Raw genomic sequence first — 15,940 nt, forward strand, 5'->3', positions numbered from 1 at the left:
CAAGTAGGAAATGAAGGGAAATGGCAAATTGTTCAACCATTTATAACATCGGGCCATTCCCCCTAAAGCATCTATATAAACGTTTAACCTGTAGCTCTAGAAACTGCATGTTAAACGATATTTGTTATATAGCATATGTTTTCTTCGTAAAACTATAGATGTTAAGTCTTTCTAATTTTGGAGTTATTTTGTGACAATTTTCATACATAAGTAGATTTTTTATTTTATTTACTATATACTAATCTTGATACAGGAGGGATAAATATGAACGAATTCGAACAAAACCCACAGTCTGCTCATAGCAATGACGTTGTAGATTCCATTAAAGGATTTGCTTTTTCTTTCCTATTTTTCGTAATCATTTTTGCTATTGGCGTTACAATTAGTGTGGTTACTGGTTAAATAGGAAACAAACCAACAAATAATGTTTCCGATCAAAGAGACTGAATTGCTTGTAAGCGCAGTCTCTTTTTATTGTTCCTTTCGATGTCATATACTATGGGAAAAAGGAGAAAAAAGTTCCACTTTCAGCTTTGAATCGATACTGTATCATCCCCTGCTGATCTGAACGTAAGGTAGTAATAGCTTCATCAGCAAGTAACTGCAAAACATCTTGAGAGGGGTGACCATACATATTATTCTGACCTACTGGAATAAGTGCAACTTCTGGATTTATGTGTTGGAGATAAAGATGATTTGTAGAGGTGTTGCTTCCATGATGCGCAACTTTTAGTACATCTGCATGTAAGCTAGGGTATCGTTTAATTAACTCCCTTTCAACTACATCACTTATATCCCCCGTAAACAACCATTTTAAACCTCCAATTTCTGTATACAATATTAGTGAATTATCATTTACCGAGGAATACTGCTGGGAAGGCCCCAAAACAGCTAATTCTTGCCCCTTCACATTTACCGTCGTATTGTATGTGACCTGCTCTACATTTACTTTATCCTGTATTCTTTGTTTTTGTTCTGCTGGTAATTCAAAATATTCACTAACAACTATTTTCCCTACTTCTTTATCCTCCAGCAAATTTGAAACACTTCCAATATGATCCGCATCTTCATGCGTAAGAAAAACAACATCAATCTTCTGTATTCCTCTTGAATCAAGGTAAGGCTTAATAATCTGCTTATATACAGCATCTGTTGCCCCTGCTTCATCAAAAGAAACCCTTGCACCCGCATCGATCATAAAGACACCTTTTCTGTAAGGTAATTCAATGACAAAAGCATCTCCTTGTCCAATATCAAGCATTGTAACTGTTCCTACTGGAGAAAAATATGGACGCAGTGCCAAATAGAAAATAATGATGGTGATGCACGCACCAGATTTCCATGCTTTGTTTAATTTCTTTTGTTCGATATTATTCATAAAAGCTAGAAGGAAAACATAGTACACAATTGTAAAACCTAAGGAAAAGTTTCCAATTAGCCATGGGTAGTCTGCTACCCTGTCAACCCAATGAATAAAAGACAGGACGTACTCATGAATAAAAACAAATGCTTGGTCTAGAAATCGTATAATTGGTAAAGGTAATATCGATAATGGAAGTAGTACGTACATAAATGGAATCACAATGATGGAGAAATATGGGATAACAATGACATTTAGAAGAATAGAAAGTGGTTGGAAAATGGTAAAATAATTAAATTGTAGTGGAATAATAATCATTTGTGAAACAAAACTAATGTTTAGGGCTTGGAAAAAACCATTACCTGTCTGAAAAATCCACCTTTTCGAGAGGAGGATACTAAAGGTAACGAGAAATGACAACTGGAAACCAACATGATAAATAACATGTGGCTCAATTAGGATTAAAAGGATAAAAACAATAGAAAGAATATCTGTAACACTGTAAGTTACCTTAAGCTTACTTAATAGAATAAAACACATTACCATCAAACTCGCTCGCCACACTGAGGGTTCACCACCAGCAAGTAAAGCATACACAGGCAATATCCAAATTACTACCCATTGCGCTTTTTCTCTTGTTAATAAATTTAATTTAATCATTAACAAATATAGAAAACCAAGTAACAGCCCAATGTGTGTACCAGAAATAGCGATAATATGCGATAATCCCCACCTTTGGAATAATTCAACTGTTTCTTTGTCCAATGAAGTGTCATCGCCTAAAACAAGAGAGTTTAGCCATGAAGCGGTATAGGGACTAACACTTTCTTTTATTGTGTTGATTAATTGTAAGCGAAGTTTGTAGAAACGGTTTAAGAAAGACGAACCTTCACAATGAATGTCACCGAGCGAACGCAAGATAATTTGATAAGATATATTTTGTTTTAGGAGGTAATCTCGGTAATTAAATTGTCCTTTATTCCTACTTTCATTCGGGGATTCTGATTCTCCTTTAATGGTACAATTAGCTCCATAATTCAAAGAAAAATTGTGGGGATCTTTAGGTAGGTCATTCTTATCAATAAAGTAAAGAATGAGAAGTTGATTGCTCGTTTTCTTCTCTTCAAAAATAAATTCAATCTTTGATTCAGAAACCTTAACTTCACTTATAATTTCACCATAAAAAGCTTCAGATTCTACTTCCTGTTGGGGAGAAATTACAGACGGGACATTTACATCAGGAATATAATGAGGGAATACGAGGAGAAAGGTTAAGGACACCAGAACTGGAATTTTCCCTAACCTTTCACTGAAAAACAAATAAAATAACCACACAATAATTGCAAAAACAAACAAATAACTATGCATAATTACCGTAAATGCTGCTGCAACAACCGACAATGCTGCAATATGCCAATATCCTTTCAAAATACTTCACCTTATTCTAAATTAAAAATTTTATCCGCTTCTTTCTTTAATGCATCGATCTCTTCAAGGTTAACATTGCATTGATCAAGTTTGCCAATTAATGTTTTAACAAATCTATTTTTTTCCTGATAATTTGTATCAACAGCTAAGTAATCTAGTTTCACCTTTTTTGTTTCAATTCCTGCTTCTGCAAATAACTGAATGGCATACTCATGATTATGATAGTCCTCTGCATAATAAACGGTTGTAATTCCACTTTGAATAATCTGTTTGCAACATTGTAAGCATGGGTAATGCGTTACATAAAGGTCTGCGTTATCCGTTGGCACACCGAACTTAGCACATTGCAGGAGCGCATTTGCTTCCGCATGTACCGTTCTAACACAATGACCATCAATTACATTACAACCTTCATCAACACAATGCACACTACCCGAAACACTTCCATTATACCCACCTGCAATAATTCGCTTATCACGGACTATCGTTGCCCCAACCATTAATCGCGTACAGGTACTTCTTAATGCTAGTAAATGACTTTGTGCCATAAAATATTGATCCCAAGATATTCTTTCCATATACGTAGACTCCTTCATTCGTTTTCTTTAAGTTTACATGCCATCGACAAATTCCGTCAACAGGCGATTTGAAAGTCACTAAGGTACTTGAATCTCCTCTTTTATATTTTCTAACGTCTTCTCACCGATTCCTGATACTTCTAGCAAATCCTCTACCGTTTGAAAATATCCTTGCTCTTCACGATGTTGAATAATCGCCTCTGCTTTTGAAGGTCCAATTCCACTTAAGCCTTCAATTTCTTCTTTTGATGCACTGTTAATTCTTATTTTACTCGAATCGTTTGTTGGCCCTGTTTGTATATTCGAAACATCGCCTATTACAGGTATGAAAATGATCATTTCATCATGTACCTTTTGTGCCAAGTTCACAGTTGTTTGGTCAGCATCAGCTGTAAAACCACCAGCTTTTTTAATGACATCATTTACTCTTGCATCAATATTCATTTCATAGACACCAGGGTTTACCACCCCTCCTTTCACGTCAACAACTGCACTATCTTGCGTTTCCGTTTCTATTGAACTTTCTTCTGGAAGAAGGTTATTAGAAGAAGTTACTGCGGTTAAATCACCATCTGGTTCATTAAAGTCTTCTCTTGTAAAGAAAAGAAATAGAAGAAAAACAATACAAGTGAGGATAACGAAGGAACCTTTCTTAAGAAGGTTAAGCATGTAGAATTACCTCCAATTTAAAAAATAATTTTGCGGAAGGATAAAGAAGAAGTTTACCATACGGCCGCTTTGTGAGTGACTGTTACTTATTCTCATCATTGATATTTAATGAGCGGTAGATGTAAAGTGTGGACTATTTGAATTCAGTATTGGTGAAGCACGTCGTTCCGGAAACACACTTCGCGCACCTTAAGGCGGCTGATGAGCCCCCTTACTACGGTGTCTACTTCACTAGTCTGGGTGAGTGTAGGGCGGTGACTCCTGCGGGAATAGCACGTGTCCGAAGACCCCGGAAGAAGCGTTCTGTGCTTCTGAGGAGGCTGAGGCCGTGCCCTAAGGTCCGCATCCGCCCGGAGCGATCCGAGACGGCGAGATGTGCTCCAATTTAAGATAATCTGAATTAAGTTAGTTTGGAGTTTATACATTTTACGTCATAAATAAATGATGGAAGGCAATAAAATTTCTAAAAAAACCTACCATTTCGTCTCAATACATACTTATTCGACACAAACTACTATATTCCTGCAAAAACAAAAAGATTGGGATAAATGATTTATCCCAATCTTTTTTCAGCTGAAAAGAAAATTCTTTCTGCATTTTCATGTATGTTTTCTTGATTTAATGAAAAATCAGCATAGATTTTCACATTTTCAAATCCTGCTTCATATAAAATTTTTTCATAAAATTGTATAGAATAAGTTCGCTGATGATGGTATTCATCAAACCGTATATATTTTCCATCATCCAATGAGAAAAAGGTTAAATCATGGTACATTTCACCGGGTACATCTCCTTGTGAACAGTACCAAATATATGCAGCATCATCTAATACATCTGCAAAGGTATTATTTTTATAATGATTCTCTACTTGATGGAGCGAATGTACATCAAATAAAAAAATACCGCCATTTTTTAATAGATCAAAGGTTCGTTGAAATACGTTCTGTAGTTCTTCTTCTTCTGTAATATAATTTATAACATCACAATAACTAACAGCTACATCGATATCGGATAATCCTTCAAGCTCCCGCAAGTCTTGATGAAGCCACTGAATGGATAAATTTCTTTCGTTCGCTTTATGTTCCGCATATGCGAGCATATCTGTAGAATTATCCACACCAATCAATTGGTACCCTGCTGCACTTAATCTTGTTGTTATTTCTCCAGTCCCACAGCCGAGGTCTACCATTTTATTAATGTCCCTATTCTTTAACTTTTCAATGGTGAAGTTGGCCCATTCATCATAAGGAGCTTCACTCATTAACTTATCGTAAAGATTCGCCATTTGTTGATACGCCATATGTTTATCCTTCTAACCCAAATTGTAGGGGTACACGGTTAGCATCGCCCCAAAGGCGCTCTAAATTATAGTAGTTACGTTCATCTTTATGGAAAATATGGCAAACTATACCACCAACATCGACCAATATCCATCGAGCTTGCTCAAAACCTTCCATACGTTTCACATCAATATCCTGTTCCTGCATCTTCTCTTTAATCCCTCTTGCAATGGATTGAACTTGACGCTCATTGTTTCCATGACAAATAACAAAGTAATCAGCAATTAACGAAACTTGCTGCATATCTAAGGCTACAATGTCCTCTGCTCGTTTGTCATCACATGCTGTTGCAATTTGTTGTAAGATTTCTTTATTTTCCATCTAATTAATTACCTCCATTAACACGTTTTGTTAAGTCATTATATGCATGAAATGTATCAGGGTAAATACTTGCACCTTTGCTAAGTAAATGATTAATCGTATTTTTTGATGCTAAAAGGCACGCCCCAAGTAAATCTTCCCGAGCAAGTTCACGAACCGCATGAACCCCTGGAAAATCTCTACCCGGTTCGATATAATCTGCTAAGAAGATAATCATTTCCAGTTTACTCATATTTGCTCTACCAGTAGTATGATAGTAGATAGCACTCCTGATATCACGATCAACTATCCCATATTCTTTTTCGACTAAAACAGAACCAACAGGTCCATGCCAAAGTTCATGGTGGAAATCTAGTAAATCTTTGGGGAGTGTGCGAGTAGATACGATACATCGCTTCATTTCTTCTAATGGTCTATACTTACAATAATCATGAAAAATAGCTGCTAAAGTCGCCTTCTCCTTTGATTCATTGTATATTCCTGCCAACTGCTCTGCCGTATCCGCTACCCGTAATGTATGTTCAAACCGTTTCTTCTTAAGATGAGGTTTAACGATTTCAATTGCGTTCTCTTTTTTCATATAACCCCTTCTCCCTAATATAAAGAATCACTTCTTCAGGTACGATATACTTTGTTGGTTTGTCATTACGTAATCGATTTCTTAGCATAGACGAGGAAATATCAATCATTGGAATATCAACTTCAGTGATTGGATAATCGGTTTCCAGCCCATATCCTGCCCGCTTTACCCCAACAAATTGCACTAATTCGACTAACTCTTCTATTTTATACCAATGTGGTAAATATTCCACCATGTCTGCTCCGATGATAAAATAGAACTGGTTCTCTGGAAAATTCTTTCTTAATTCCTTCATTGTATCTAGTGTATACGATTTACCAGATCGCTCAATCTCAATGGTATTCACTTTAAAATAGTCATTACTTGAAGTAGCGATATCAAGCATTTTTAGGCGATGTTGTGCACTTGTCTTAGAATAATCCTTATGCGGAGGCGTGTAGGTCGGGATAAACCAAATTTCTTCTAAACCAAGTGAAACACGTACTTCCTCCGCTATTAATAAATGGCCTAAATGAGGAGGATCAAATGTCCCTCCTAGTATTCCAATCCGCTTCATATTAAACTCCTTATGGTAACTGCAAGTGTTTATGCTCCGTAGATTCTTTGTACAATACAATATTATTCCCGATAATCTGGACAATCTCTGATTCCGTACCTTCAGATAATTGTTCTGCTACAATGTCTTTATCTTCCATACAATTTTGTAAAATACTTACTTTTAGTATTTCCCGTTTTTCCAAAGCCTCCCCAATTTGTTTTATCATATTGTCATTTACCCCTTCTTTTCCAACTTGGAAAATTGGCTTTAAATGGTGAGCTTCTGAACGTAAAAATCTTTTCTGTTTACCTGTTAACATACTATCTTCCTTCCAAAATTTGTTGTAAATCTTGATCCATATTGCCTATCGGTACTTTTACACCTGTCCATATTTCAAATGCTAATTGCGCTTGATATAAGAGCATCGTATGTCCAAAATGAATATTCGCACCTTTTGCTTCTCCTTGACGAAGGAAGCTCGTTCTTATTGGTTGATATACAATATCACTTAAAATCATCTGGGGTTTAAGAGACGGAATAGATACAATCATATCATTTATATTCGGTTTCATCCCAACTGAAGTAGTCTGGATTACTAAATCATATTCTTCCAAATACTTCTTTACATCCTTTAGTAATATGATAGTAGATTTTGTCTCTTTATTTTTAAACCTTATTAGTTCATTCGCCTTCGCAGCCGTTCGATTTGTCAAATCAATGGCTCTGAAGCCAGCCTCATCTAGAGCATAATAAATCCCTCTTGCTGCTCCACCAGCTCCTATAATCAAGATTCTTCCGGAACGATTTTCTAGTACAGATGGATACTTAGCCTCTAATGAACGCAAATATCCAATTCCATCCGTATTATAACCAATCCATTTTCCTGCTTTATTAACGACGGTATTTACTGCCCCTATTTTTTCTGCATAGGCGTCTATACCATCTAGAAACGGAATAATTTTTTGTTTATATGGAACCGTAACATTAAATCCATCAATAGGATTTTCTTTCATTTGATAAATTTCCTCTTCAAATGAAGCTGGCTCAATTTCATTGATCGTATATGTTCCCTCAAGATTAGCTTTTCTCAAAAATTGTTCGTGTATCCATGGTGAAAGCGAATGTTTAACTGGATACCCAATAACTTTGAAACATAACTCCATAAACTTCTCCCCCGTATATCAAGTTAGATTAAAGATTTCCTGATTGAAACAGCAACTCCTTTAGGACTATGCGCGCATACGGTTGCACCCTCTCCTGACAAACTTATCCATCCTAAACCTGGAAATACGATATCTGTTTTATCAGCACTAACTTTAAACGTACTCTCTGTTAATTCCGGTAGCATTTCCAACGTTTTCTCGTTCGGCGGAGATAATAACTCTCCTACGTGTTTTTCATACAAATTATCCGCATTCTCTAATTTCGTGCGATGGACTTCCAGTTCGTTTGCAAAATAACAAACAAAGGATTGCCGTTCCCCTTTAATAAAATCAATACGTGCAAGTCCTCCAATAAACAATGTTTGTCCACTGTTTAGCTGATAAACTCTTGGTTTTATTTCCTTTTTTGGAGTAATGACTTTTAAATCTTCATCAGAAATGTAATGAGCAAATTGCTGCTTATTTACAATTCCAGGTGTGTCAATTAAGGAACTATGAGCATCTAAAGGAATTTCAATAAAACCTAAAGTAGTACCTGGGAAATACGAAGTCGTAATGACCTCATTTAATCCAGTTGATTGTTTAATGAGTCGATTGATAAATGTAGACTTTCCAACATTTGTCGTACCTACAATATAAACATCTTTCTGTTTGCGATGTACCTCTATCTGGCCAGTTAATTCTTCAATCCCGTATCCTTTAGCAGAAGAAATTAAGAAAATGTCCAATACTTTGATACCCGCTTCCTTTGCTTGGGAACGAAGCCACTGCGTTAATTTCTGCTTATTCGTCGATTTCGGTAATAAATCCATTTTATTACCCACTAAAATTATTGGATTGTCCCCAGTTATTCTAGGTAATCCTTTAATCAAACTGCCGCTCACATCAAAAATATCAATAACATGGACAACTAATCCATTCGCATTTCTTATCTGACTTACCATGGATAGAAAGTCATCATCCGTAATTGAAACATCCTCGATCTCATTATAATGTTTTAACCGAAAACATCTCCTGCACAATATGTTTTCTTTTTCCAAAGATGATTTTGGAGTATAACCAAGCTTTTTTTGGTCCACTGTTTGAATCGGTGTACCACAGCCCTGGCAATGTATTTTATCCAAGCCTATTCCTCCCAGCTGATTTTGCCTTTTTTACGCAGATAATTTAAAATAAATCGCTCAATTTTCCGATTGAATTGTGTTATCTTTTCATCCGTTTGTACGATAGGTACTACTAATATCGTCTGTAATCCAGCTGAATTCCCACCTAACACATCTGTTAATAATTGATCTCCAATGACCACAAGTTCTTCCTTATTTAAATTCATTTGTTTTTGTACCTTCTTAAAAGCACGTCTAAGTGGTTTCCTAGCGCTATATACAAAAGGCGTCCCTAGAGGCTCGGAGAAAATCGTAACACGTTCCTCATTATTATTGGAGATAATCGTAACTTGTATATCATTTTCCTTCATTAATTTAAACCACTCAACTACCTCAGGTGTTGCATTTTCCACATCCCAGGCAACTAAGGTATTATCTAAGTCTGTAATTATTCCCTTAATACCCTTTTGCTTTAATTTTTCTGGTTGTATATCAAATATACTTTTCACATGTTCATTGGGTAAAAACCTCTTTAACACAATCCACACCTCATACTTTTCCATTTCAAGGATTACATATTTTTCTTAAAGTATTGATTATAACTTATATCCTACAATAAGTTTCTATAAAATATAAGCTATACTATTTTACCAAATATATTTGTTTAAAACGAGGAAAACTATAAATTTATGATAAGAACTGTTAAAAATATGCATTTTTTCGCTAAAAACCTAAAGAATCGTTCGACAAATATCTCCAATTTCCTCGATGTGGATAACTTTATGCACATTTCAAATTACCTATTTAAACTGTTTTTCTGAAGGAATTTACAATTTAATCACAAGTTATCTACAGGTTAATGTAGATAACTTTCGCCTTGTTCAGTCTCAAGAAACATGATAAGTTATTAATAACTTAAAACTAGTAAAACAATTTGCTCTTAGGAGGGCTGTAGGGATGGAACATTTATCAGACGATCTGCTTATTGAATCCTATTATACAGCAAATGAATTAAATTTAAGCGTTGACTTCATTACTCTAATAGAAGAAGAAATCCAAAGAAGGTCACTATCACATAAAGTAAAGTACACAAAAAAATCTAGTTAATCAACAGTGTAATGGACTAATATATTTCGCTTACCCCTATCATTTAAAATGATAGGGGTTATTTGTTTTTTCTATTAAGTCTCGTGTGTTAAACTATGTTTGTGTGTGGTTTTATTATATAATATATTTTAAATAACTTTTAGGTTCTATTGCAGTCATCATTATAACCGCTATTTTCTGTACTATTCCCAAAGCAATATACAACAACAAAACCCCATTATTTACCACCAATACTTACTTTATTCCTAAGAAGACCGTGTAGATGCATTACCGTCTTTTCTTGCAAGTATCAGTAAGTAAAAGGAAATGATTTATTTAAGGAGGAATACCATTAGATGATTTATGCTGTTTTTGCACCACTAATTTTTGCTTTATTTATACCCTGGATAAGCAAGTTTAAAAATAAAGTACATACTGGTATTTTCGTGTTTTTGGTCCCGTTAGTTATTTTTCTTTATTTTGTACAATTCATAGGAAGCGATTTCTCACCTATTCGAGAAACGATACAATGGATTCCATCATTAGGTATGAATTTTGATTTTTATCTTGATGGTTTAAGTTTGTTATTCGTTCTTCTTATAAGTGGAATTGGGGCCCTTGTTGTATTGTATTCGATTTACTATTTATCAAAATCAGAGAAATTAGGCCATTTCTACGTATATCTATTAATGTTTATGGCTGCGATGCTAGGTGTCGTTTTATCTGATAATGTCTTTGTTTTATATGCTTTTTGGGAATTAACATCTATTTCTTCATTCTTATTAATTGGTTATTGGAATTTTAAAGAGCGTTCAAGATACGGCGCATTAAAATCAATGATGATTACTGTATTTGGTGGACTAAGTTTACTAGGTGGATTCGTTTTACTTACAGTTATCACTGGAACAACAAGTATCCAAGAAATGATTTCTCAAGTAGATGTCATTTTATCTAGTAATTATCTCCCACTAATTATGGCTTTTATTTTGCTTGGAGCCTTTACCAAATCTGCACAGTTTCCCTTCCATATTTGGTTACCTGATGCAATGGAAGCACCAACTCCAGTTAGTGCATATTTACACTCAGCAACTATGGTTAAAGCAGGAATATTTTTAGTTGCCCGTTTTTCCCCTATCTTTTCAACATATGAGTGGTTCTTTATTACCGTTAGCATCGTAGGGATTATTACCTTATGTTGGGGGTCATACATGGCTGTAAGACAAACAGATTTAAAGGGAATCTTGGCATTTTCTACTATCAGCCAACTAGGAATGATTATGGCAATGCTTGGTTTTGGTACGGAAGCTGCGGTATTTGCTGCAATATTTCATATTTTAAACCATGCAACATTTAAAGGAAGTCTATTTATGATTGCAGGTATCATTGACCATGAAACAGGTACACGTGATATCAGAAAACTTGGTGGCTTATTTACCTTAATGCCGATCTCAGCTACACTTGCACTTTTTGGAACATTTTCAATGGCTGGTGTGCCATTTCCATTCTTAAACGGATTCTATAGTAAGGAATTATTCTTTGATTCAACATTAGGTTTAGAAGGAGCAAGTTGGTTGGCTCAGGCTATCCCATATCTTGCTGTACTTGGTAGTATCTTTACATTTGTTTACTCCATGTATCTCTTCTTTGGAGTGTTCACAGGACCTAAACATTTAGATCAACTACCCAAGAAGCCGCATGAAGCGCCAATTGGTATGTTAATTTCACCTATAATCCTTGTACTAGGAGTCATTTTAATTGGTCTATTTGGAGACAAGTTAAATCAGTCATTCCTACTACACGCGGCTCAAGCAGTAAATAGCGGAGTAGAGTATCATGAAATATACTTTTGGCATGGTTTCATAACACCATTCATCATGTCATTAATTGTTGTTGGTGTTGGAATCATACTATTCCTAACGATGAAAAAATGGACTGGTGTATACAATATCCTTCCTGGAAGATTCAGCTTTAATCGCGTTTACGACCGTATCATTGAAAAGCTGGATTCCTATTCTAAAGGGATTACAAACGTTTATATGACGGGGTCATTAAAACATTATATGGCCATCATACTCGGTACTACGATTGTGGTTACCTTCACTTACATGTATATATCAAATGGTTTCTCTATCAGTTTTGACAATTTAGCAGAAGTAACCTTTATTGAAGTAGCTGTCATAGTAATTATCATCATTGGTGCGATTGCAACCTTATTCATAAACAACAATATTGGGGCAATCTTAGTTACTGGTATTGTTGGATATGGTGTTGCCATCATGTTTGTTCTCTACCGTGCACCTGACCTAGCTTTAACACAATTAGTAGTTGAGACGATATCCATCGCATTATTTCTACTTTGCTTCTATCATTTGCCAAAATTACGAAAAAGAGAAGAGTCAACTTCTTCAAAATTGTTGAATCTCTTTATCTCAGGTGGTTTTGGTCTACTGATAATAATGATTGGTATTGCTGCACATAGTACGAATTTGTTTGATTCTATATCTCAGTATTTTGTAGAGAATTCATATAAATTAGGTGGCGGGGATAACATTGTTAACGTAATATTAGTAGATATGCGTGGACTTGATACACTGTTTGAAATTACAGTATTAGGTATTGCCGCACTTGCCGTCTTTGGACTTATTAAAATGAAAAAGAAAAAGGAGGCGGAATAAGTGGAATTTCTAGTTATTATACTGAGCGGCGTATTGTTTGCAACTGCGATTTATAATTTATTACAAAAACAGTTGCTGCGAATTATTATTGGTACGGTTTTATTATCACATGGTGCCCATCTAATGATCCTGACAATGGGAAAGCTGAAAAGAGGACAGCCTCCTGTATTAACGGAAGGTGTAACACAATACACTGATCCTCTGCCACAAGCGCTAATCCTAACGTCGATTGTTATCAGTTTCGGAATTACCAGTCTTATTCTTGTACTGGCATACCGTACCACACAGGAAAACAAAACAGATAATATGGAACAGTTGAGGGGTAATTCAAATGAGTAATTTAGCAGTTCTTCCAATCATTATACCTTTAATATCAGCAATTATCTTAGTCTTCTTTAATTCGAAGACTAACATCTCCAGAATATTAACAAGGGCTTTTTCCCTTATTGGATTAGGTGTTACTGGATATATTGCTTGGTATGTAATCGAAAATGGATCTATTATTTTAGAAACAGGTGACTGGATAGCGCCATATGGAATAATTCTAGTCGTTGATGCACTTTCCGCTATTCTTGTATTAACAACGAATATTGTAGCTGTAGCATGTGCCTTTTATGCTCCACATGCAGGCTTAGGAGAAAAGGAGAAATTTTATTTTTATCCATTCTTCTTCTTTCTCATAACAGGCGTTTCTGGTGCTTTTATAACTGGAGATTTGTTTAATCTGTTCGTATTTTTCGAAGTTCTTTTAATGGCTTCTTATGCTTTAATTGTGCTAGGTGGAGATAAAATTCAATTTAGGGAATCACTCAAGTATCTACTAATTAATTTATTTTCTTCCATGCTATTCGTAACTGCCGTTGCTTTTCTTTACGGTGTGGTTGGTACGATAAATATGGCACAAATTGCCCAGAGAGTGGCGGAGGTAGACCAACAGGGAATATTAACTACAATTGCAATGCTTTTATTCTTTGTTTTTGCAACAAAGGCAGCACTGTTTCCATTATACTATTGGTTGCCGAATTCTTATGTCGTTCCAAACCCAGTAGTTTCAGCATTATTTGGCGCACTACTTACGAAAGTAGGTATTTATTCCATTATAAGGGTGTTCTCGCTAATCTTTGTTCATGACATCCATTTAACGCATGAATTCTTTATCTGGATTGCTGGATTATCGATGATATTTGGTGTAGTTGGTGCTCTATCAACGAATAATATTAAATTAATTGTCGCATATAATATTATCCCAGCTATTGGGTACATCATTATGGGAATTGGTATTTTCAATCAAGAAGCATTGAGTGGCTCTATTTATTATCTAATGCAAGATATGATTGTTAAAGCTGCACTATTCCTACTCGTTGGAGTTATTGCATATGTTGCTGGAACTTCTGATTTACGAAAAATGAGTGGTCTTATTCATCATTATCCAGTATTAGGATGGGTTTTATTTGCTTTTGCATTTGTTTTAGCAGGAATACCACCTTTCAGCGGATTTATTGGAAAACTACTCCTACTAGAAGGTGCATTTGCAGATGGAGAAATTGTAATTTCAATCATTGCGCTATTGACAAGTCTATTAATTCTCTACTCGATAATCAAAATCTTTATTAGAGGGTTCTGGGGTGATGAGAATGCAATGAAGAATTTAGAAAAGAAATCTACAAAAGGCCTCATCGCACCTATCGTGTTTCTATTAGTAACTGTTGTTATCTTGGGTGTTGGAGCAGAATATTTTTATCCAATTACTGATGCGATTGCAGCGTATTTACTTGATCCACAAATCTATATTGATTCTGTATTAAAGGAGTAGTTTACCATGGCCTTTCAAATTGTTATTAATTTAATAATCGCTATTATGTGGATGTTTCTAGGTGAATCATATACTACCCCAAGTTTTATTGCAGGTTATCTATTTGGGATTCTAATACTATATCTATTAAGGCGGTTAATTCCAGGAAAGTTTTACTTTAGTCGAGTGATTAGCATTATCAAATTAGTATTACTTTTTATTAAAGAATTAGTCTTATCCAACATCGCAATGATTAAGTATATCTATTCACCAAAACAAATAGCTGAACCCGGTGTATTTGCATTACCTCTAGATGTTAAATCAGACTGGGAAATCACCTTATTAACGAGTTTAATATCACTAACTCCTGGTACATTATCTGTTGCATTGTCAGATGACAATTCAAAATTGTTCATTCATGCAATGAATATAGATGATGTAAACGAATCAATCTATGATATTAAGAACTCGTTTGAGAAAGCAATTATGGAGGTGACGAGATGACAGATGCGCTCAAGTTTACTGAAAGTATTCTCGATATCACATTAAATATAGGGTTTATAATGATTGCTATTTCACTGGCGTTACTTATGTATCAGATTATTATCGGTCCTAATAATGCGAATCGTGCGATAGCCCTGGATACAATTGGTGTTTCTTTAATGGCGGTTGCAGGTCTAATGTCCATTCAGCTTGTTACAGTTAAGTTAAATGATATCGTCCTATTGATTGGAATTCTTGCCTTTTTAGGTACAGTAGGGATTGCGAAATACTACGAAGAAGGTGTTATCATTGACAGAGACTGAGATTCTTTTTCATATCATTGTAAATATACTGATCATCCTTTCCATTTTGATCGGTTCATTCTTGATACTATCTGCATCAATCGGAATTGTACGGTTTCCTGATATTTACACAAAATTACATGCAGCTACCAAGGCTTCTACCTTAGGTCTAGCAGGTGTATTAATTGCAGCTTTTATGTTTTTGTATATTCAGCACGATATTGTCAGTGGAAAACTATTATTAGCGATTTTGTTCATGTTCATTACCAATCCTGTTTCAGCTCATATGATATCTAGAGCTGCTCATAAAAAAGGTATCAAGCCTGTAATAAAGAACAGAAAAGATGCATATGAGCAATATAAAGAAAATATAAAGACAAATTAAAAAAGTGGCCAACTTGGTCACTTTTTTTTAATTAAAATAGTGGTAACCGCAATTTTTTAAACTTTATTTTGATGGACAGACACAAAACATAACCACGCCTCATAAAGATGTTTATATAGGCAAATACCTATACGATG

The 15,940-nt window shown here is 35.1% G+C and carries 19 protein-coding genes; 8 read left to right on the forward strand and 11 right to left on the reverse strand.

Annotation, left to right across the window (positions count from 1 at the left end; all coding sequences use genetic code 11):
• The first annotated feature begins 264 nt into the window (after positions 1-264).
• Complete coding sequence (locus D8M05_RS03005) at positions 265-402, forward strand: YqzM family protein (protein WP_121128501.1); 138 nt, start codon at positions 265-267, stop codon at positions 400-402.
• Positions 403-496: 94 nt separating this feature from the next.
• Here D8M05_RS03005 and D8M05_RS03010 read toward each other — a convergent pair whose 3' ends face one another.
• From D8M05_RS03010 to D8M05_RS03060, 11 genes are all read right to left on the reverse strand, one after another.
• On the reverse strand, positions 497-2,788 hold the full coding sequence (locus D8M05_RS03010; RefSeq protein WP_121128503.1) for a DNA internalization-related competence protein ComEC/Rec2: 2,292 nt from the start codon (positions 2,786-2,788) through the stop codon (positions 497-499).
• 11 nt (positions 2,789-2,799) lie between these two features.
• Positions 2,800-3,366, reverse strand: a complete 567-nt coding sequence (locus D8M05_RS03015) for a ComE operon protein 2 (protein WP_121128505.1) — start codon at positions 3,364-3,366, stop codon at positions 2,800-2,802.
• A gap of 78 nt (positions 3,367-3,444) precedes the next feature.
• Complete coding sequence (locus D8M05_RS03020; protein ID WP_121128507.1) at positions 3,445-4,035, reverse strand: helix-hairpin-helix domain-containing protein; 591 nt, start codon at positions 4,033-4,035, stop codon at positions 3,445-3,447.
• 553 nt (positions 4,036-4,588) lie between these two features.
• Positions 4,589-5,335 (reverse strand): class I SAM-dependent DNA methyltransferase, encoded by a 747-nt coding sequence (locus D8M05_RS03025; protein ID WP_121128509.1) that lies wholly within the window; start codon positions 5,333-5,335, stop codon positions 4,589-4,591.
• 4 nt (positions 5,336-5,339) lie between these two features.
• Complete coding sequence (gene rsfS / locus D8M05_RS03030; protein WP_121128511.1) at positions 5,340-5,696, reverse strand: ribosome silencing factor; 357 nt, start codon at positions 5,694-5,696, stop codon at positions 5,340-5,342.
• A gap of 4 nt (positions 5,697-5,700) precedes the next feature.
• Positions 5,701-6,276 carry a bis(5'-nucleosyl)-tetraphosphatase (symmetrical) YqeK gene (gene yqeK, locus D8M05_RS03035; RefSeq protein WP_121128513.1) on the reverse strand — a complete coding sequence of 192 codons (576 nt, stop codon included), beginning with the start codon at positions 6,274-6,276 and terminating at the stop codon, positions 5,701-5,703.
• Positions 6,254-6,832, reverse strand: coding sequence for a nicotinate-nucleotide adenylyltransferase (locus D8M05_RS03040; protein ID WP_121128515.1), 579 nt, complete (start codon positions 6,830-6,832; stop codon positions 6,254-6,256). Before D8M05_RS03040 ends, yqeK begins: the two co-directional genes overlap by 23 nt.
• Positions 6,833-6,842: 10 nt before the next feature.
• Positions 6,843-7,133: a ribosome assembly RNA-binding protein YhbY gene (gene yhbY / locus D8M05_RS03045; RefSeq protein WP_121128517.1), complete on the reverse strand. Its 291-nt coding sequence runs from the start codon at positions 7,131-7,133 to the stop codon at positions 6,843-6,845.
• Position 7,134: 1 nt separating this feature from the next.
• A complete protein-coding gene (gene aroE, locus D8M05_RS03050) occupies positions 7,135-7,977 on the reverse strand; it encodes a shikimate dehydrogenase (RefSeq protein ID WP_121128519.1) in 843 nt (280 codons plus the stop codon).
• A gap of 23 nt (positions 7,978-8,000) precedes the next feature.
• Complete coding sequence (yqeH, locus tag D8M05_RS03055; RefSeq protein WP_121128521.1) at positions 8,001-9,101, reverse strand: ribosome biogenesis GTPase YqeH; 1,101 nt, start codon at positions 9,099-9,101, stop codon at positions 8,001-8,003.
• Positions 9,102-9,103: 2 nt separating this feature from the next.
• Positions 9,104-9,619 (reverse strand): YqeG family HAD IIIA-type phosphatase, encoded by a 516-nt coding sequence (locus D8M05_RS03060; RefSeq protein ID WP_121128524.1) that lies wholly within the window; start codon positions 9,617-9,619, stop codon positions 9,104-9,106.
• Between the two features lie 418 nt (positions 9,620-10,037).
• On the opposite strand from D8M05_RS03060, the gene sda reads away from it, so the two are divergent.
• From sda to mnhG, 7 genes are all read left to right on the forward strand, one after another.
• Positions 10,038-10,187 (forward strand): sporulation histidine kinase inhibitor Sda, encoded by a 150-nt coding sequence (gene sda, locus D8M05_RS03065; protein ID WP_121128526.1) that lies wholly within the window; start codon positions 10,038-10,040, stop codon positions 10,185-10,187.
• A gap of 335 nt (positions 10,188-10,522) precedes the next feature.
• A complete protein-coding gene (locus D8M05_RS03070; protein ID WP_121128529.1) occupies positions 10,523-12,841 on the forward strand; it encodes a Na+/H+ antiporter subunit A in 2,319 nt (772 codons plus the stop codon).
• Entirely contained in the window at positions 12,842-13,180 is a 339-nt protein-coding gene (locus tag D8M05_RS03075) for a Na(+)/H(+) antiporter subunit C (protein WP_121128531.1), read from the forward strand.
• On the forward strand, positions 13,173-14,654 hold the full coding sequence (locus tag D8M05_RS03080; protein WP_121128532.1) for a Na+/H+ antiporter subunit D: 1,482 nt from the start codon (positions 13,173-13,175) through the stop codon (positions 14,652-14,654). Before D8M05_RS03075 ends, D8M05_RS03080 begins: the two co-directional genes overlap by 8 nt.
• 6 nt (positions 14,655-14,660) lie before the next feature.
• The gene (locus D8M05_RS03085) at positions 14,661-15,137 is read left to right on the forward strand and encodes a Na+/H+ antiporter subunit E (protein ID WP_121128534.1); all 477 of its coding nucleotides are present in this window, start codon (positions 14,661-14,663) and stop codon (positions 15,135-15,137) included.
• Positions 15,134-15,439: a monovalent cation/H+ antiporter complex subunit F gene (locus tag D8M05_RS03090; protein ID WP_121128536.1), complete on the forward strand. Its 306-nt coding sequence runs from the start codon at positions 15,134-15,136 to the stop codon at positions 15,437-15,439. Before D8M05_RS03085 ends, D8M05_RS03090 begins: the two co-directional genes overlap by 4 nt.
• On the forward strand, positions 15,426-15,803 hold the full coding sequence (gene mnhG, locus D8M05_RS03095; RefSeq protein ID WP_121128538.1) for a monovalent cation/H(+) antiporter subunit G: 378 nt from the start codon (positions 15,426-15,428) through the stop codon (positions 15,801-15,803). The genes D8M05_RS03090 and mnhG overlap by 14 nt, the downstream gene beginning before the upstream one ends.
• Positions 15,804-15,940 lie beyond the last annotated feature (137 nt).

It is taken from the genome of Oceanobacillus bengalensis, assembly GCF_003628445.1.
GTDB classification, from domain to species: Bacteria; Bacillota; Bacilli; order Bacillales; family Amphibacillaceae; genus Oceanobacillus; species Oceanobacillus bengalensis.